12 protein-coding genes and 1 pseudogene are annotated in these 19264 nt (G+C 72.4%); 11 read left to right on the forward strand and 2 right to left on the reverse strand.

The annotated features are described in order from the left end of the window. Positions 1–290: pseudogene (locus tag AXW62_RS45145) on the reverse strand (hypothetical protein); the annotation flags it as partial. 36 nt (positions 291–326) lie between these two features. On the opposite strand from AXW62_RS45145, the gene AXW62_RS22285 reads away from it, so the two are divergent. The 7 genes from AXW62_RS22285 to AXW62_RS22315 all read left to right on the forward strand — a co-directional run bounded on the left by AXW62_RS22285 (position 327) and on the right by AXW62_RS22315 (position 9710). Further along, positions 327–1769, forward strand: coding sequence for an aspartate ammonia-lyase (locus AXW62_RS22285; protein ID WP_051886235.1), 1443 nt, complete (start codon positions 327–329; stop codon positions 1767–1769). A gap of 67 nt (positions 1770–1836) precedes the next feature. Beyond that, positions 1837–3189: an MFS transporter gene (locus AXW62_RS22290; protein WP_079105885.1), complete on the forward strand. Its 1353-nt coding sequence runs from the start codon at positions 1837–1839 to the stop codon at positions 3187–3189. A 61-nt stretch (positions 3190–3250) separates the two neighbouring features. Next, on the forward strand, positions 3251–4177 hold the full coding sequence (locus tag AXW62_RS22295; protein ID WP_030831389.1) for a LysR family transcriptional regulator: 927 nt from the start codon (positions 3251–3253) through the stop codon (positions 4175–4177). Between the two features lie 573 nt (positions 4178–4750). After that, on the forward strand, positions 4751–5518 hold the full coding sequence (locus tag AXW62_RS22300; RefSeq protein WP_030831391.1) for a DUF4097 family beta strand repeat-containing protein: 768 nt from the start codon (positions 4751–4753) through the stop codon (positions 5516–5518). 159 nt (positions 5519–5677) lie between these two features. Further along, a complete protein-coding gene (locus AXW62_RS22305; protein ID WP_244503176.1) occupies positions 5678–6304 on the forward strand; it encodes a TetR/AcrR family transcriptional regulator in 627 nt (208 codons plus the stop codon). Further along, on the forward strand, positions 6304–8508 hold the full coding sequence (locus AXW62_RS22310; RefSeq protein WP_060946094.1) for an MMPL family transporter: 2205 nt from the start codon (positions 6304–6306) through the stop codon (positions 8506–8508). The genes AXW62_RS22305 and AXW62_RS22310 overlap by 1 nt, the downstream gene beginning before the upstream one ends. Positions 8509–8690: 182 nt before the next feature. Next, entirely contained in the window at positions 8691–9710 is a 1020-nt protein-coding gene (locus AXW62_RS22315) for an SMP-30/gluconolactonase/LRE family protein (protein WP_063817634.1), read from the forward strand. Positions 9711–9812: 102 nt separating this feature from the next. Here AXW62_RS22315 and AXW62_RS22320 read toward each other — a convergent pair whose 3' ends face one another. Then, entirely contained in the window at positions 9813–12875 is a 3063-nt protein-coding gene (locus AXW62_RS22320) for a helix-turn-helix transcriptional regulator (RefSeq protein WP_079115733.1), read from the reverse strand. Between the two features lie 4 nt (positions 12876–12879). Here AXW62_RS22320 and AXW62_RS22325 point away from each other — a divergent pair, with 4 nt between their 5' ends. From AXW62_RS22325 to AXW62_RS22340, 4 genes are all read left to right on the forward strand, one after another. Further along, positions 12880–15762, forward strand: coding sequence for a helix-turn-helix transcriptional regulator (locus AXW62_RS22325; protein WP_060946096.1), 2883 nt, complete (start codon positions 12880–12882; stop codon positions 15760–15762). A gap of 230 nt (positions 15763–15992) precedes the next feature. After that, positions 15993–17345 (forward strand): crotonyl-CoA carboxylase/reductase, encoded by a 1353-nt coding sequence (ccrA, locus tag AXW62_RS22330; protein ID WP_214516869.1) that lies wholly within the window; start codon positions 15993–15995, stop codon positions 17343–17345. Positions 17346–17351: 6 nt separating this feature from the next. Further along, the gene (locus AXW62_RS22335) at positions 17352–18338 is read left to right on the forward strand and encodes a 3-oxoacyl-ACP synthase III family protein (RefSeq protein ID WP_060946099.1); all 987 of its coding nucleotides are present in this window, start codon (positions 17352–17354) and stop codon (positions 18336–18338) included. Then, a complete protein-coding gene (locus tag AXW62_RS22340) occupies positions 18335–19213 on the forward strand; it encodes a 3-hydroxybutyryl-CoA dehydrogenase (protein ID WP_060946100.1) in 879 nt (292 codons plus the stop codon). Before AXW62_RS22335 ends, AXW62_RS22340 begins: the two co-directional genes overlap by 4 nt. Positions 19214–19264: the final 51 nt, after the last annotated feature.

The raw sequence follows: 19264 nt of genomic DNA on the forward strand, positions 1-19264 counted from the left end.
CCCCCCGGCCGCCCGCACCGGACGCCGGTGACCGTGCGCGCGGGCACCGCCGTGGTGCCGGACGCCGGTCCCGCGTGGCCGTCTCCCGGCCGGTACGCGGTACCGGCCGCCGCACCCGGGCCCGCGCTCGGCCGCCTGGCGCGGTACGAGGACGCGGACGGCGACGAGCCGCTCATCGCGGAGGGAGCCGTGCGGCCGGGCACCGCCACCAGCCCGACGACCACCGGGTCCGGGGCGCGCCCGCCGCGGACCCCCGCCCCTCCCGGGACCCGTCCGAACCTTTCGTTCACCGGTCCCCCCGATGCCCGACGACCCGGAGGACACCGATGTCCCTGACCCCCGGCCCCCAGCACACCGCCCCGGCGAGCGACGGGCACCGGACGGAGCACGACATGCTCGGCGACGTCGACGTGCCCGCGGACGCCTACTACGGGGCGCACACCGCCCGTGCGGTGACCAACTTCCCGCTCACCGGGGAGACCCTCGCCGCCCGGCCGCACCTGATCGCCGCCCTGGCGGCCGTGAAGCACGCCGCGGCCCTGGCGAACGCCGAAGTCGGCGCGCTGGACGGCGCCCTCGCGTCGGCGATCACCGGGGCCTGTGCCGAGATCCGTGACGGCGCGCTGCACGAGCAGTTCGTGGTCGACCTCATCCAGGGCGGCGCCGGTACGTCGACGAACATGAACGCCAACGAGGTGATCGCCAACCGGGCCCTGGAACTGCTCGGACGGCGTCGCGGGGAGTACTCCGCCCTGCACCCCCTGGACCACGTCAACCTCGGGCAGAGCACCAACGACGTCTATCCGACCGCGGTGAAGCTGGCGCTGGACGCGCACCTCGCCGAGCTGCTCGCCGCCCTGGCCGGGCTGCGCGAGGCCCTGGCCGCCAAGGCCGCCGAGTTCGCCGATGTCCTGAAGATGGGCCGCACCCAGTTGCAGGACGCCGTGCCCATGACGCTGGGCCAGGAGTTCGGGGCGTTCGCCGCCACTCTCGCCGAGGACGAGCAGCGGCTCGCGGAGGCCAGGCTGCTGCTGCACGAGCTGAACCTCGGCGGCACGGCGATCGGCACCGGCCTCAACGCCCGTCCGGGCTACCGGGAGCGTGCGGTGGAGCACCTGCGCGGGCTGACGGGCATACCGACGCTCCAGTCCTCACCCGACCTCATCGAGGCCACCCAGGACGTCGGGGTCTTCGTGCAGCTCTCCGGCGTGCTCAAGCGGACCGCCGTGAAGCTGTCCAAGATCTGCAACGATCTGCGCCTGCTGTCCTCGGGGCCGCAGGCCGGGCTCGGCGAGATCAACCTGCCCGCGCGCCAGGCCGGATCGTCCATCATGCCCGGCAAGGTCAATCCGGTGATCCCCGAAGCGGTCAACCAGATCGCGTTCGAGATCATCGGCAACGACGTGACCGTCACCCTCGCCGCCGAGGGCGGCCAGCTCCAGCTCAACGCCTTCGAGCCGGTCATCTACCGGAGTCTGAGCGCCGGTCTGGACCATCTCGCCGCGGGGGTCGCCGTCCTCACCGAGCACTGTGTGCGCGGTATCACCGCCAACCGGCACCGGCTCGCCGAGGCCGTCGCCGCCTCCACCGGTATGGTCACCGCGCTCAGCCCGGCACTCGGCTACGAGACCGCCTGCGCCATCGCACTGGAGGCGCACCGCACCGGCAGGCCGCCGCTCGACCTGATACGCGAGCGCGAGCTGCTGACCGAGGCGGAACTCCATGTCCTCACCAGCCCCGCCTCCCTCACCGGACGACCCGCCCGCTGAGGGCACGGCGCCCGGCCGCACCCGCACAGCCCCGGCTTGTTCCACCCCATTTCCCAAGGAGGCGCGCATGCCTACTTCTCCCCCCGACGTCAGAACGGCCGAGGCCGAGGTGGCCACCGATGTCGTCGCACTGCGCAGGAGCGTTGCCGCGGGTGCCGTCGGCGTGTTCGTGCACTGGTTCGACTGGGCGGCCTACGCCTATCTCGCCGGCACCGTCGCGGACGTGTTCTTCCCGTCGGAGAACGGCACCACCGGACTGCTCGCCGTGTTCGGCGTGTTCGCCGTGTCGTTCGGCATCCGGCCCATCGGCGCGATGGTGTTCGGGCCGCTCGGCGACCGGATCGGCCGCAAGCGCACGCTGTCGCTGGTCATCTTCATGATGTCCGGCGCGACCCTGACCATCGGTCTGCTCCCCGGCTACGCCGCGATCGGGGTCGCCGCCCCGGTGCTGCTGGTGGTCCTGCGCCTGATCCAGGGGTTCGCCGCGGGCGGCGAGTTCGGCAGCGCGGCGAGCTTCCTCGCCGAGAGCGCCCCCCGGCGCCGTCGCGGATTCGGGGTGAGCTGGCTGGAGGTCGGCTCCCTGCTGGGCTTCCTCGCCGGTTCGTTCGTCTACCTGCTGCTGTCGACGGGGCTGGACGAGCACCAGCTGACGTCCTGGGGCTGGCGCATCCCCTTCCTCGTCTCCGCGCCGCTGGGCGTCATCGGCTTCATCATCCGCAACAAGATCGAGGACACCCCCGAGTACCGGGCACTCGAGGCCAACGACACCGTGCCGAGCAGCCCCGTACGGGAGCTGCTGCGCCGCAACAAGCGGCAGGTGCTCCAGGCGGCGGGCCTGATGGCGGCCATGCACGTGCCCTTCTACATGGTGCTGACCTACCTGGTCACCTACGAGACCGACCATCTGAAGCACTCGGCGGGCAGCGCCGCCCTGCTCTCCACGGTGATCTCCCTGCTGGGGCTGGTGCTGGTCCCGGTGTTCGGGGTGCTGTCCGACCGGGTGGGACGCAAACCGGTCTTCGTCGGAGCCACCGCGGCGCTCCTGGTCGTCTCCACCCCCGCCTTCCTCCTCATGCGGACCGGGCTCGCCGGAACCTGGATCGCCGGTCTGCTGCTCGGCGTGATCCTGGCGGCGATCCTGGGCACCTACGCGGTGTGGTCGGCGGAGCTGTTCCCCACCCGCACCCGCCAGAGCGGCCTGTCCATCGCCTACAACATCACCGCCGCCCTGTTCGCCGGCACGGTGCCGTACCTGATGACCGTGCTCATCTCCGCGACCGGCAGCACCCTGCTGCCCGGCCCCTACCTGATGGTGTTCGCCGTCGGCGGTCTGGTCGCCGCCCTGTCTCTGAAGGAGACCGCCGGTTCCGCGCTGCTGCGCCCCGAGGACGTGTCGGACGCGGCCCCCGAGCAGCGTTAGCGGCCACGGCATAGGGTCGGCGTCGGGCACGGACACGGATCACCAGGCGCAGGGGCCACGTATGACGTCACCGGTGGGTTTCACCCTCGTACAGCTCCGCTACTTCCTCGTCGCCGCCGAGTGCGGTTCGATGACGGAGGCGTCGGGGGAACTCCACATCGCACAGTCCGCCGTGTCCGCGGCCATCCACAATCTGGAGCGCGACCTGCGGGTACAGCTGTTCGTCCGCCGCCGGGGCCGGGGGCTGACCCTGACCCCGGCGGGGGAGAGGCTCCAGCAGCACGCGCGGGAGCTGCTGGCCCGTGCGCGCGAGGTCGAGCGGGAGGCCCGGGGAGACGGTGAGACCATCTCCGGGCCGGTCGCCCTGGGCTGCTTCGTGACGCTGGCCCCCTACTACCTGCCGCCCCTGTTCAGCGAGTGCACCAGCCGCTACCCGGGCATAGAGATCGACGTGGTGGAGGGGGAGACGGATCAGCTCGTCCAGGCCCTGGTCACCGGCCGCGTCGACTTCGCCCTCACCTACGACCTCGGTCTGTCGGCCGAGCAGGACCTGCACAGCGAGACGATCGCGCTCGCCCCGGCCTACGTCATCGTCCCGGCCGGTCACCCGCTGGCCCACCAGGGCACCGTGGAGCTGGCCGAACTGTCCGAGGAACCCCTCGTCCTGCTCGACCTGCCCCACAGCCGCGACTACTTCCGCTCGCTGGTGGCCGCCACCGGCACCGCGCCCGATGTCCGCTACCGCACCCGGAGCTACGAGACCGTGCGGTCCCTGGTGGCCCGGGGACTCGGCTACTCGGTGCTGAACCAGCGGCCGGTGACCAGCCAGACCTACGGCGGCGGTGAGATCGCGGAACTGGAGCTGCGGGACGAAAGCCCCCCGCTCGAAGTCAAGATCGCCTCCGTGAGGGGGATGACCCAGACCGCCCGCGCCCGTGCGGTGATGGAGCTGCTGCGGGAGATCGCCGCCGGCTTCGGCCGGGCCTGAGCCGGGAGCCCCGCCGGGCCGGCCGCGCCTCCCCTCCGGCGGGCTCGGCCGGGCCGGACACCAGCCCCGGACGGGGGCGGTGCCCGGCCCGTGCCGTCACCCGGTCCGGTGGACCGGTCGCGCCGCCCCGGGCCCCCCAACCGCCGTCGTCAACCGCGGGCCCGTGCGTTCACCCTGCTCCCGGGGCGGCCCGCGTCAAGGGGCCGCGAAGGGCCGTGAAGCCCCTTGACACCCGCCGGCGGCCGGGAGCGCCCCGGGTGCGAGCACCGCGCCGGGGACCGGTGCGGCAGCCGCGGAACCCCCGCTGACCTGGGCCCGTGCGGCGCCTCCCGCGCTGTCGCCGCGGGCGCGGGGCACCGCGCGGGCGGGCTCCCACGGGCCCCGTCGCGCGGGTCCCGGTTGCCGGTTCGTCCCTCGGTCGTGCCCGAACGTACTCATGGGGGCGTCCGGGGGAGAAGGAGGTGGGGATAACCCCCCATCATTCAGGGGGCGCGCCGGATCGATGGCGGACCGCTCGGTCCGTAGCGTCGTAGGTGCTGGCGCACGACACATCTCTCAGGGGGGAAACATCCCATGACCACTGACAACCCCAGGTTACGTACCTGCGTCCTGGCGGGCGGCGTACTCGCCGCGCTGGTGGCCGTCACCGGGTGCGGGGGGTCGGCCGACGACAAGGACGGTCCGGCGAAGCGGGACTTCTCGCTGGCCGGTGACCAGCTCACCATCAGCCGGAACAAGGGCGACCTGAAGGTCCGGTCCGCGGACGTCGACAAGGTCGAGGTGACCCGCTGGTTCTCCGGATGGTCCGCCGTCGGCGGCAAGCCCAAGGCGTCGTGGGAACTCGTCGATGACAAGCTCACCTTGAACACCGACTGCGGAGGGCTCATCAGCAACTGCTCCGCCCGGTACGAGGTGCTCGTGCCCAGGCGCGTCGCGCTGGCCGTCGAGGGCGACAACGGCAAGACCACCGCCGCCGGCTTCGAGAAGGCGCTGCGGATCCGCTCCGACAACGGGTCGGTCAGCGTCTCCGGCACCTCCGGCGACCTCACGCTGGAGAGCGGAAGCGGGGCGGTGAAGGCCACGGGCGTCAGCGCGGGCCGGGTCAAGGCCAGTACCGACAACGGGAAGGTCGATCTCTCCTTCGCCACCGCGCCCGACGAGGTGGACGTGACGACGGAGAACGGCGGGGTGACGGTCCAGGTGCCGGACACCACGTACAAGGTCGTGACCAAGACGGAGAACGGAAGCGTGAAGGCCGGTGTGCCGACGGACGCGAACAGCCCGCATGTGATCTCGGCACGCACCGAGAACGGGGCGATCACGCTCCGCACGGTGGACTAGGCCGGGTCCGCCATGAATAGGGAACCGAAGACGCGGTCGTGGGCCGAGGCCGACGCGGCACCGCAGCACGGTACTCCGGGTATCGGATACCCCCGGTACCCGTCGGACTCCGCCGGCACCCGCCCCGCGCAGGGCGGCCCCACGGGGCCCGTGCCGCGCGTGCCGCGGGACGAGGTGCGCCGCCGGCTGCTGGCGGCCGCGGCACAGTCGTTCGCCGAACGCGGCTACGAGGACAGCAACCTGGACGACATCGCGTATGCCGCCGGGTTCACCAAGGGCGCCATCTACTCGAACTTCTCCGGTAAGCCGGAACTCTTCGGCGCTGTCCTCGGGGCCGGCGCCGACACCGAGTTCAACCTGGTGATGAGCGAGCTGAGGGACACCGAGGACCTCGCCGGGACGATCGGCGTGGCCGCCCGGACGGTCGCCCGGCACATCGTGAACGACGCCGAGCGCGGGCAGCTCGGCCTGGAGTTCGCGGCCCGTGCCGCCCGCGACGACAAGGCGCGCGGCATCCTCACGCCGCTGCGGCGCGCCCAGCGGGCGGCGGCGAGCCGCTCCATCGCCGAAGTCGCGGCACGCACCGGTGCCGAGCCGGTCGCGGGACCCGATGTCGTCGGGTTGATCCTGCACTGCCTGTGCAACGGCCTGTCGAACGAACGCATCGCCGACCCCGAGGCGATCGACGTCGCCGGCGTGGAACAGGCCCTGACCACGGCGCTCACGGCGCTGCTGGGCCTCCCCGCCGACTCCCGTACCTCCTCCGACACCTCAGGGGACATGTGATGGCCACCCTTCTCTACTCGCTCGGCCGGGCGGCCTTCCGTCGCCGCGGTCTGTTCCTGGCCGGCTGGTTACTCCTCATCGCGCTGGTGGGCGGCGGGATGGCGACGTTCGGCTCGCATCTCGACAGCGAGGCCACCATCCCCGGGTCGCAGTCGCAAAAGGGCATCGACATCCTGGAGAAGGCGCTGCCGTCCTCCACCGGTGTCACGGCCCAGATCGTCTTCAGGGCCCCGGAGGGCTCGACCGTCAACGACCCCGAGTACCGCTCCGTCATCGAGCGGACGGTCGCGGCGGCGGGGAAGGCGCCCCAGGTCGAGACGGCGGTCGATCCGTTCGAGGCGAAGTCCGTCTCCGCCGACCGGCGCACGGCCCTCGCCCAGGTGCTCTACCCCATCAAACGCGACGCGCTGCGGGACTCCAGTGTCGAGGCCCTGGAGCACATCGCGTTCCAGGCCCGCTCCAGCGGCCTGCGGGCCGAGGTGGGCGGCACGATCTACAGCTCGGCCGGGCTGGAGGTCGGGATCGGCGAGGTGATCGGCCTCGTCGTCGCCGTCGTGGTGCTCATCATCACCTTCGGATCGCTGCTGGCGGCCGGGCTGCCGTTGCTCACGGCGGTGATCGGACTCGTCGCCGGACTGCTCGGGCTGCTGCTGGTGTCCAACATCGCCACGGTGTCGTCCACGGCGCCGAGCCTGGCCCTGATGGTCGGCCTCGCCGTGGGCATCGACTACGCGCTGCTCATCCTGTCCAGGCACCGCACCCAGCTGGCCTCCGGGATGGACGCCGAGGAGTCCGCGGCGCGGGCCACCGGCACCGCGGGCAGCGCCGTGGTCTTCGCGGGGCTGACCGTGATCGTCGCGCTGTCCGGTCTGACGGTCGTCGGCATCCCGTTCCTGAGCGTCATGGGCCTCGCCGCGGCGGGCACCGTACTGATGGCGGTCCTGGTGGCGATCACCCTGCTGCCGGCGCTGCTCGGGTTCGCCGGAACGCGGCTGCGGCCGCGGCCCGGCTCGCGCGCCGACCGCAGGGAGCGGGAGACCGGCTCGGGCCGCCGCTGGAACGGCGGTGCCCGCTGGGCCCGGCTGGTCACCCGTCGTCCCCTGGTCACGGTGGTGGCCGTCGTCATCGGACTCGGCGTGATGGCGGTTCCGGCCGCCCAGCTGTCCCTGGCCATGCCGGACAACGGCACCGCGGCGCCCGAGTCGACACAGCGCAGGGCCTACGACATGATCTCCGATGCCTTCGGCCCCGGCCGGAACGGGCGGCTGCTGGTCCTGGTGCAGACCGCCGACGCGGACCCGAAGGCCGCCGCCACCGAGGTCGCGAAGGGCATCGGCGACCTCCGTCTGCCCGAGGTCCTGTCCATCAGCGCACCGCAGGCGGGCACGGACGGCCGGACGGCGATCGTGACGGTCGTGCCGAAGGCCGGCCCGCGGGCCGAGGAGACGGTGCGCCTGGTACGTGACATCCGGGCCGCCACCCCGGACCTGGGCACGGCCGCGGACGCCGAGGTCCTGGTCACGGGATCCACCGCCGCGGCCATCGACGTCTCCGACCTGCTCAGCGACTCGCTGGTGCCGTTCGCCGCGATCGTGGTCGGACTCGCGTTGCTGCTGTTGCTGCTGGTCTTCCGCTCCATCGTGGTGCCCGTCAAGGCGGCCGTGGGGTTCCTGCTCTCCGTCGGGGCGGCGTTCGGCGCGGTGGTGGCGGTCTTCCAATGGGGCTGGCTCGCCGATCAGCTGGGGGTCCCGACCACCGGACCGGTGTTCAGCTTCATGCCGATCGTCCTGATGGCGGTTCTGTTCGGGCTGGCGATGGACTACGAGGTCTTCCTGGTGTCCCGGATGCGGGAGGAGTACGTGCACACCGGCCGGCACGGGGAGTCCGTGATCGCCGGTTCGCGGCACGCGTCGCGGGTCGTCACCGCCGCCGCGCTCATCATGTTCGCCGTGTTCGCGAGCTTCGTCACGGCCGAGGACCTCACGCTCAAGCCGATCGCCCTCGGTCTCGCCGTCGGCATCGTCGTCGATGCCTTCGTGGTCCGGATGACGCTGGTGCCGGCCGTCCTCGCCCTGGTCGGCAACGGGGCCTGGTGGCTGCCCCGCTGGCTCGACCGGCTGCTGCCCAACCTCGACATGGAGGGCACGAAGCTGGATCCGCCGCGGCAGGAGGCGGAACGGCGGCCGGTTCGCGCGCTGCGCTGAACCCGGCACAAGCCCCCCGCCCCGCCGGCCCCTCGTGTGGGCCGGCGGGGTCCGTTTGTGCAAATACATGGTGCTGCTTCGGTTGTGGAGGTTCTCCAGCGCCCCTTGTGGGCCCGATGTCCCGCCCTGTAAAAGTTTTTCAAGCAGCCATGTGGCTTGATTGCGACGATGGACGGGGGAACATGTCCTTCAAAAGCAGTTCCAGCATCTACGAGATACTGGACGACCGGTTTCTCATTCCCGCCAACGGGGACAAGAGACTGGAATTACTCTATGACGGCGCCCGTTGGGTGGAAGGGCCGGTTTATCTGCCGGCCTGGCGTCAGGTCATCTTCAGCGACGTTCCGAACGACCGGATGATGCGCTGGGACGAAACGACGGGCGCGGTCGGTGTGTTCCGCGCGTCGGCCGGCAACCCCAACGCCCACACGATCGACCGCGAGGGCCGGCTGGTCAGCTGTGAGCAAGGGCGGCGCCGCATCACCCGCACCGAGCACGACGGCTCGGTCACCGTGCTGGCCGACCGCTTCCAGGGCCGCCGTTTCAACGGCCCGAACGACGTCGTCGTACGGTCCGACGGCTCGATCTGGTTCACCGACCCGATCTTCGGCATTATCAGCGATTACGAAGGCGAACGCGGCGAGAGCGAAATCGGCGCCAGCAATGTCTATCGGCTGGATCCCGCGACGCGCAGGGTCCAGGCCGTGGCCGAGGGATTCGGTGCCCCGAACGGCCTGTGCTTCTCCCCCGACGAGAAGCGGCTCATGGTGTCGGACACTCTGACCGGCCAGATCCGCGACTTCGACGTGCGCCGGGACGGAAAGCTCTCGCCGGGTGCGGTATTCACCCAGTCCTCGCTCGACGAGGCTCAGTTCGACGGCCTCAAGTTCGACGACGAGGGGCGGCTGTGGGCCGCCGCGGGCCGCAGCGGACTGCATTGTTACGACCCCGACGGCACGCTGATCGGGCGGATTCTGTTCCCCACTCCGGTATCCAACCTCGCTTTCGGGGGAGCGAAGAACAACCGTCTCTTCGTCTCCTCGGCGTCGAGTCTGTACTCGCTGATGGTGGCGGTCACCGGGGCGCCGCGGTTCGGCGGACGGGGCCTCACCACGCGCGTTTCCCGGGAGGACGAGCTCGCGGTGGCGGCGATCAGGTTGCAGATGTACGCCGAGACGGCGGAACCGCGGTTCGGGAGCTGACGCCGGATCCGGTGGCGGTGCTGGTCGCATCCGTTCGCTGAGGCGGCGACCGGCACCGCCCGCAGCCGTGGTGGCCAGTCCGGCCGGCGTGGCCCGCGTGGGTCAGCCGAGGTCGAACAGGGGGTCGCCCATGGTGACGGCGGCGGTCAACTCCACGCGGGACCGCAGGCCGACGCGGCGGAAGAGGCGGTTGAGCCGGCTGGAGACACTGGTCTCGCTCAACGAGAGGGCCGCCGCGAGCTGACGGTTGGTCAGTCCCTCGGCGACCAGCCGGGCCAGCAGCAGATCCATCTCCTGGGCGGCGCGCCGGCGGTCCGGAACCGTGATCCCGGCGTCCTTCATGGCCATGCGGGTCCGGTGCCGCCACAGCAGGGCGTCCAGCTGGCCGAACCGGTCGTACGCCTCCCGCAGAAGGTGGGCGCCGCGGGGCTTGGCGCGCGGTGCCGCCGCGGCGGCCAGCAGGGTGCGGGCCGTTTCGTAGGGCTGTCCCCACGCCCGCGCCACGGCGACCGCCTCCGGTCCGTCCGAAGCGGTGTCGTCGGACGCCTTCCGCAGCGCGGGGGACAGCCGTACCGCCTCCATACGGGTGCGCAGATACAGCAGCCGGCCGCCTTCGCCGTCCGCGGCGACCGCGCGGCGCAGCCTGCCGAGACATGACACGGCGGCATCGGGCCGTCCCTCGGCCGCCTCGGTGACGGCCAGCGCCGACCAGAGCGGACCGGTGCCCAGCACGTAGCCGCTCTCCGACGCCTGGGCGAGCCCACGGCGCAGCGTCTCCCGCGCGTCGTCGGCCCTGCCGAGGAACAGGTGGGCCGCGGCCTCGTCGGCGTCCAGCAGATGGGCCATGGGCGTGGAGACCGACCGCGCGATGTCGAGCACCGCCTTGGCACGGGACGGCCAGCCCTGGGCGAGCAGCATCGTGGACGCCCTGGCGGGCACCAGGGCGCTGACCGGCACCCGTTCGGTCGGCAGGGCGTTGACCAGCAGCCGGCGGGCGTTCGCCATGGCCTCGCGCCAGTCGCCGCGCAGGAACTGGTACAGGAAGACGTCCTGCGGCGGCAGCCGGTCCACCGTCAGCCGGCGCTCGTCCAGGAAGGCGGTCAGGGTCTTCACGTCCCCCATGGCCAGCAGCGCTTCGCACTGGTGCAGCAGCGCCCCGAAGACGCCGGTGGCCCAGGGCGGGCCGGCGTCCCGTTCCGGCGGATTCCGCAGGCTCTGGTACACGGCGGCCGGTTCGCCGGCCACCGCCATCGCGGTCGCCGCGAGCGCTGCGCCGAACGCTCGCTGGGGCGGGTGCGGGTGCTGGTCCAGTCCGGTCCGCGCGACCAGGTCCCGGACCTCGGACCACAGGCCCAGCAGCGATGCCGACAGCACGGCGAGGACGGCGGAGTCGCGGTCCACCACGGCGGTGTGGGCCCGGTGGCGCGCGTCGAGCCCCGCGAGGTCGCCGGTGGCCGCCAGCTTGGTGATCTCGACGGCGGCGAGGGTGTGCCGCGTGAGGGCGTCCAGCGGGTGCGCGCGCACCAGGGTGGTGGCCGTCTCCTCCACGACGTGGCTGTCTCCCCTGTGCACCGCGTCCGACGCGTGGGCGAGCACCGCCGAGATCCCCGGAGCCGGGTCGTCGGCCAGTTCGACGGCGGTCCGCAGCCAGTCCCAGGCCCGGCGGCCGTGGGTGGTCCGCAACCGCTCGGCGACGCGGAACAACTCCCGGGCCGCGCGCTCGCGTTCGAGCAGCGTTCCGGCGTCGAGGATGCGGTCGGCGAGGTAGGCGTCGTGCGCGGCCGGGCCGCCGCGTCCGTTCCCTTCCGGGGCGCCGCCGGCCGCGGTGGAGGGGCGCGCCCACAAGGCGCGGACGGCGATGGCGGAGGTGACGCGGCGTTCGTACGGTCCGAGCCTGGCCTGCATCGCCCGCGCCACCAGCGGTATCCGGAAGGCCCAGCCGCCGGCGTGGGCGGCCCTCCCGCCGTCCGGCCCGATCACGAAGCCGTACCGCACCAGCCGGTGGAGGGCCTCGCCGACCGTACGGTCCGGCAGGCCGGTGGCCGTCGCGATGAGCCGCGCCGTCGTGGCGCCCATGTGCTCCAGCAGACTGAGGGCCTTGGCCACCCGCCACACCACGTCCCCGAGCCCGCGCAGGGTGCGTACGAAACGGTCGTCGTCCGGCAGGACCAGGATCCTGGCGTGGGCGACCAGCTGCGCGTGGCCGATCAGCACCCGCACCATTCCGGACTCGGCCAGGCCGCCCGCCGCCGCCGTCACCGCCGCGGCGTTGCCCCCGCTGAGCCGGTGCACCTCGGCCACCAGGTCCTCGTCGGGCACGGCGTGTAATCGGACGGCGAGGATCCGGGCGATATCGGGTGCGGTGAGCGGAGGAAGATCGGTGATGCCGACGGCCCGGGAGTCGTACAACGGCGTCAGGGCCGCCCGTTCGGCCTGCTGCTCGGCGGGCCATCCGCAGCGCACCGGAGCGACGCTCATCAGCAGCCGCGGCGAACCGAGCCCGGAGATGACCGAACGGAGCAGCGAGACCGACTCGGGATCGGCGTGCTGCGCGTCGTCGATCAGGATGACGGCCGGTCCCCGCCCGCGCAGGGACCGGTCGAACAGGCCGAGCAGGGTCTCCGCGTCCCCCCGCGGATCCGGACGCGGCTGGGGCGGGTCCTGCGGCGGGCGGGCGTCCGCCGCGGACTCGGCGGGGGAGGCCGGGGACGGCGCCGGCTGGTGCAGCGCCAGGAGCAGACGGTGGGCGAGGAGGCCGGGCGTCAGATGGTCGCCGGGCTGACACGCGACCTGGTACACGGCATAGGTGGACCGCAGACGCTCGGCGAGTGCGGCGAACACGGTGGTGCGCCCGGCCCCGACTTCGCCGCGCACCAACTGCACGGCGGGCCCGGTGGCCGAGGTGACCGCCTCCCACAACCGCTCGATGGTGGCGTTCCGGCCAATGCCCGCCGGAGCGGCGCACGGTGCACGGCCCTCCTCCGGGGCTTCCGAATTCTCTGAGAAACTCCAGGTCACTGTCCCTCTTCGGTCAGATACGGATGAAAGTGCCGGTCGGGTTTCCCACGCGGTCGGATCGTAGCGGCCTGCTTGACAGCCGGTGGCGGATCCGCCGACCGTGGGGCGCACGGGTCGCGGGATGCGCGGCCCCAACGGGAGGTGCACACCGTTGCCGACGCCGACCCATCAGCGGAACGCGGCGCTGGTCGGGCGAAGGGATGAGCTTCGCGAGATCGAGACGACGCTCGGCCGGGCCGGATCGGCGGGACGGCTCCTGATCGTGCACGGAGACCCCGGCGTGGGCAAGACCACTCTGGCGCGGGCCGCGCTCCGCGCGGTGGAGCACGCCGGGACCGAGGCGCTGGTGATCAGACTCCACCCGGCGGCGCACGGGGATCCGGGCCTGGACGCCGTGGTGGACCAGGTGTGCGACACGCTGGTGGAGGAGACCAGCAACAACACGCTGGCCCTGGTGACGGCGGTCCGGCGCAGGCAGGCGCAGAAGGCCCGGGACCGGCAGTATCACCTCCCGGTGATGCTGGAGACGCAGCGGGCCGTACGGGAAGCCGCCGGTCCGCGACCGGTGATCGTTCTGCTGGACAACGCCAACGTGGTCGCCGAGCGCGACCTGGGCGCGTTGGGGGCGCTGCTGTACGGGCTGCGGTCCGACGGGGCGTGCGTCGTGGTCTCCGGGTGGATGCCGATGGGGTGTCCGGGACCGGTGAGTACGCTGGCCGCGGCGGCCGACCAGGTGGTGGAGGTGGCGCCGCTCTCCGCGGAGGAGACCGCCGAACTGGCCCGGCAGCAGCTGGGATGGCCGCCCGCCCCGGAACTGGTGGCCGTGCTCCGGCGTGACCTCGGGCGGCTGTTCGGCAACCCGCGGGCGGTGCTGCTCGCGCTGTCCGCGCTGGGGGAGCGCGGGCAACTGGCCGTGACCGACGGGCGGATGTGTCCCACCCGTCCGGAGGCCGTCGTACCCCTTCCCGGCTTCCACGCCGAACTCCAGCGGGTCTGGCAGCCGATGGCCGAACACCAGCCGGCCGGAGCCGACGGGAACTTCCCGGGCGAGGTGCTGGCCGTGCTCACCCGGATGACCGCCGCGGCGGAGACCACGGTGGACGATTTCCTGGACCTGGCCCTGGACGTGGGAAGCCGTCCGGAACACCTGGGGCGGGTGCTCGACATCCTGGTCGCCCTGCGGCTGGTCACCGTCGACGACCGACGGCGCCTCGCGTGTCCGGTGCCGTCCCTGGGGACGGAGATGTTCCGCGAGGAGCGGGACATCGCCCGGTTGCACGCCAAGGTGGTGCTCAACGCGCGGCAGCGGGTCGGCGGGAACGCCGGGGCCCTCGCGCCGAGACTGGCCGACCACGCCCTCGCCGCGGGCTCCGAACTGGCCGTCGGCGTGTCGCGGGAGCTGCTGCTCGCCGCCGCGCGCTGCGGCGGGCCGGACGACACCAGCCGGGCCATGCGCGCCTGTCTGGCGCTGCTGCGTCAGCTGCGGCTGGACGACGAGAGACTGCCCGGCATCCTGCGGACCGCGATCGCCTCGATGCTCCACCACGGTGACGCCGACGGCCTGCTGGACCTCGGCGACCGGCTGCTGCCCCGGCTCGCCGACCTCATGCCCGGGGCCCAGGGCGTCCTGCACGAGCTGGCCTCCGCCTGGGCGCTGGCCGCGTTCCACAACCAGTGGCTGGGGACGCACGTCATCGACGGTGACACCCCGGCTGCCCGGACGGCGATGCGCGTACCGCAGGCCGCGGCGCTGCTGACACTGGCCGCACGGGTACGCGCCGATCCCGACCCGCCGCACGCCGGTCCGCCGGTTGCGCCCGCCCCCCGCCTCCCCGGGGGACCGGGCGGCTCTCCGGCCGGCATGCCCGCCGCCCATCTCCTCGCCCGGCGGATCCCTTCCGCCCCCGAGACCCGGCTGCTGATCAGGGTGCTGGGCCCGCGCGCCGAGCCCGGCGCCGCACGGTCCGGCGGAGCGCGGCGGCGCATCGTCGACGGCCCGGTACCCGCCAACCACGCCGAACTGCACGCGGCACTGGCCATCGGGGACTGGGCCACCTCCTGGGAAATGGTCCTCGGCGACCGCTGTGTGCGCTTCCTGGACAGTCCGCTGCACGGCTACCAGGCCCTGGTCCGTGAGTACCTGGGCGGCTCCTGGGACGCCGCGCTGAAGGCGGCCCGCGCCATCGTGACCGATCCGGCGGCGAACTCACACGGGCCGCTGTACGTCCACAGCCGCAGCATCGCCTCGGACATCTGCCGCTGGCGGGGCGACCCGCGGCGGGCGGCCACCTGGCTGGCCGGCGTCTCCGCCGGCGCGGAGGGCGGACCGCTGCTCTGCTGGGCTCGTCTGGGGGTGCGGCAGGCGCGCGGGGAGGTGGCCGAGGCGTGGCGGCGGGGGTGGCAGGACTTCCGCTCCCTGCGGGCCGAGGGGCATCTCATCGGAGCGGAGCGACTGCTCTTCCGGGTCGTGGAGTGCGCGGTGCGGGCCGGTGACGGCCGCGCCGCCCTGGACGCGCTGGAGGCGCTGGAGGAGCTCGACGCGGCCGTCGGCTCGCGGCTCGTCCGCGCGACGACGCTCCTCGCACGCGCTCACGCCCGGGACGAGGTGACCTGCGCCCTGGACGCGTACGGCCCGCTGGTTAGGTACGGCGGACGGGAGCTGGCCTTCGTGGCCAGTATGTGGCTCCTGCGTGCCACGGGCGCGGAGGAGTGGCTGCTCGAGGCGTGGAAGTGGAGCGAGGGCATGTCGTCGCGGCCGGCCCGCAGGCGGCTGGTGGACCTCGCCCAGGAAAAGGGACTTCACCTTCCGCGCCGGCGACGGGACCGCTCGGCGTTCACCCGGCTGGAGCTGAAGGTGATCGAGATGGTGGTGGCCGGCCGGACCAACCGGCAGATCTCGGTGGCGCTCGCGCGGAGTGAGAAGAGTGTCGAGGCGTACCTCGCCAAGATCTTCGAGCGGACGGGCTGCCGCACCCGGGTGGAGCTCGCCAAGGCGTGGCTGGACGGCGGTCTGAAGCGGTACGTGCCGGACTGACGCGGCGGTGGCGACGGCGTTCCCGCCGCACACCATCCCGGCAAGCGTGCGTGTATGAACAGGCACCGGTGCCCCGATCCGGTTGCCGCGGTACGCGGCGCGGTGTTTCGCTGACAGGCATCCGGTACATCGCCGTGACCTCCTTCCGTGACCGGATTTCCTCCGCGAAACCACTTGAGCGTCCGGAGGACAGGAGAAGCCCGGCAACCATGCAGGAACGAGGGGTGGCTGTGAGCGCTTTGACCGAGGCCGTGTTCCAAGGAGCCGCACCGGAGGAGATCGAGCGAATACCCCTGCCGGCCGAGTACACGGCCGCCTACGTGCGGGAGGAGGACGAGGGTATTTTCTCCGGCCTCACCGACAAGGACGTCCGCAAGTCCCTGCACCTCGGTCCGGTTCCCATGCCGGACCTCGCCCCGGACGAGGTCGTCGTGGCCGTCATGGCGAGCTCGATCAACTACAACACCGTGTGGTCGGCCATGTTCGAGCCGGTTCCCACGTTCCGGTTCCTGCGGCAGTTCGCGCGGCAGGGCGGCTGGGCCACCCGCCACGACCGGCCGTACCAGGTCGTGGGCTCGGACGGGGCGGGCGTGGTGGTACGGGTGGGCTCCGGTGTGCGCCACTGGCGGGCGGGCGACCACGTGGTGGTGAGCCCGGCCCACGTCGACGACCAGGAAGCGGCCACCCACGCCGACGGCATGATGGGCGACGAGCAGCGTGCCTGGGGGTTCGAGACCAATTTCGGCGGCCTCGCCGAGTACGCCGTGGTCCGCGCCACCCAGCTCATCCCCAAGCCGGCCCACCTCACCTGGGAGGAGGCCGCGTGCAGTCCGCTGTGCGCGGGCACCGCCTACCGGATGCTCGTCGGTGAGCGGGGCGCCCGGATGAAGCAGGGCGACGTCGTCCTGGTCTGGGGCGCGGCCGGCGGACTCGGCGGCTACGCGGTCCAGTTCGTGCGCAACGGAGGCGGGATCCCGGTCGGCATCGTCGGATCCGAGCGCAAGGCCGCCGCGCTCCGCGCCCTCGGCTGCGAAGTGGTGATCAACCGGGCGGAGTTCGGGCTCACCGACGGCGCGGCGGCCGACTCCGGCCCGTCGCTGGAGTCCGCACGCACGCTGGGACGGATCATCCGGGAAAGGGCCGGCCGGGACCCCGACATCGTCTTCGAACACACCGGCCGCGCCACGTTCGGCACCTCCGTGTTCGTGGTGCGGCGCGGTGGCACCGTCGTGACCTGCGGATCCAGCACGGGATACGAGCACACCTTCGACAACCGCTATCTGTGGATGCGCCTGAAACGCGTGATCGGCAGCCATGTGGCCAATCTCCAGGAGCAGTGGGACGCCAACCGGCTGATCGAGCTGGGACACGTCGTCCCGACGCTGTCGGCGCTGTATCCGCTGGCCGATGTGGCCGAGGCGGCCCGGGTCGTGCAGACCAACCGGCACATCGGCAAGATCGGTGTGCTGTGCATGGCTCCGGAGCCCGGACTCGGCGTGACGGCCCCCGGGACGCGGGCGCGGATCGGGGAGGACCGGCTGGGCCCGCTGCGGGGCTTTGGTCCCGGGACGGGCGAGGAGTAGCGGGTGGTGAGCATCGGCGTTCTCGGCACCGGGGCGTACGTCCCCGAGCGCGTCGTCACGAACGAGGACATCGCCTCCCTCGTCACCGACGCCACACCGGAGTGGATCGTCCGCAGGACCGGCATCCTCGCCCGCCGTTGGGCGGCGCCCGACCAGGCCACCTCCGACCTGGCGGCCCGGGCGGCGAGGCGGGCGCTGGACGCCGCGGGGTGCCACGCCGACCGCGTCGACTACCTCATCGTGTCCACCTCCACCGGTGACCACCCGCAGCCCCCGACATCGTGTCTGGTACAGCACCTCATCGCCGCGCCGGGCGCCGCCTGCTTCGACCTCAACGTGGTGTGCGCCGGATTCGTGTACGGAGTCGAGCTGGCCCGTGCGCTGGTGACCGCGAACCGGGGCACCCGCGCCCTGGTCATCGGCGCGGACCTGTACTCCCGCATCCTGGACTTCACCGACCGGCGCACGTCCGTGCTCCTGGGCGACGGCGCGGGCGCCGTGCTGATCGGGGAGGTGGCGGAGGAGCACGGAATCATGGCGACCGGCCTCAGCAGCTACGGCCATGCCTCGGACCTGATCAAGGTCGTGGCCGGGGGGAGCCGGTTTCCCGTGTCGGAGCGGACGGTGGCCGACGGGCAGCACTTCTTCACCATGGACGGCCGGGGGGTACGGGACTTCGTGATGCGAGGTCTCCCGGAGCTGCTGGAGAAGCTGGTCGCCGGCGCCGGGCTGGACCCGGCCGACGTGGACTGCTTCGTACCGCACCAGGCCAACGGCGTGCTGCTCCGGGAACTGGTCATGAAGTCTTCCCTGCAGGACGCGTACACCAGCGTCGTCGTCGACCGGTACGGCAACCTCGGCAGCGCCTCGGTACCGGTGGCGCTGGACGACGCGGTGCGGTCCGGGCACCTCGCCACGGGCGACCTGGTGCTGCTGTCCGGCTTCGGCGGCGGCATGTCCGTGGCCAACTGCCTGGTGCGGTGGTCGGCATGAGACCTGTCGAGCGGGTCGGCGTGGTCGGCTGCGGGACCGTGGGAGCGGGGTTCGCGGAAGTCTGCGCCCGCGCGGGCCTCGATGTACTGATCCAGGTGACGAGCGCCGAGTCCGCCGAGCGGGGCAGCCGGCGCATAGCGCGCTCCCTGGACCGGCTGGTGGGGAAGGGGACCCTGACCGAGGAGTCCCGGGACGCGGTGACCGGACGGGTGGAATTCTGCACCGACCTCAAGCGGCTGAGCGACCGGGACTTCGTCCTCGAGGCCGCGGTGGAACGACTGGCCGTCAAACAGGAGATATTCCGCGGCCTCGATCAGATCGTGGAGGACCCCGCGGCGGTCCTGGCCTCCACCACCTCGTCCCTGCCCATCATGAAACTCGCCGGGGTGACGGACGATCCGGGACGCGTCCTGGGGACGCACCTGTTCCATCCCGTCCCGGTGATGAAGCTGGTGGAGCTGATCGGATCGCTGCGCACCGACCCGGCGGCGCTCGCCCGAACGCACGCGTTCTTCACGGACACGCTGGGAAAACAGGTGATCAACGCCAAGGACCAGCCGGGTTTCGTGGTGAACGCGCTGCTCATTCCCTATCTGCTGGCGGCCGTCCGGATGCTGGAGACCGGGACGGCCTCGGCCACGGAGATAGACCAGAGCATGAAGCTCGGCTGTGGTCACCCCATGGGCCCGCTGGAGCTCGCCGATCTCATCGGGCTCGACGTCGTGGCGGCGGTCGGCGAGGGGCTGTACGAGGAGTCGAGGGAGCCCTCGCACGCTCCGCCCGGCCTGTTGTCGCGGATGATCGAGGCCGGGTTCCTGGGCCGGAAAACCGGTCGGGGCTTCCACTCCTATTCCCCCTCGCCGGCGCGGCCATGAGCGTCTGACCGGTCTTCGGCCCCGGCCCGTACCGGCGGCGGCGTCCCGCGG

Origin of the sequence: Streptomyces hygroscopicus subsp. hygroscopicus (assembly GCF_001553455.1) — a bacterium.
In the GTDB taxonomy this organism is placed as follows: Bacteria; Actinomycetota; Actinomycetes; order Streptomycetales; family Streptomycetaceae; genus Streptomyces; species Streptomyces hygroscopicus.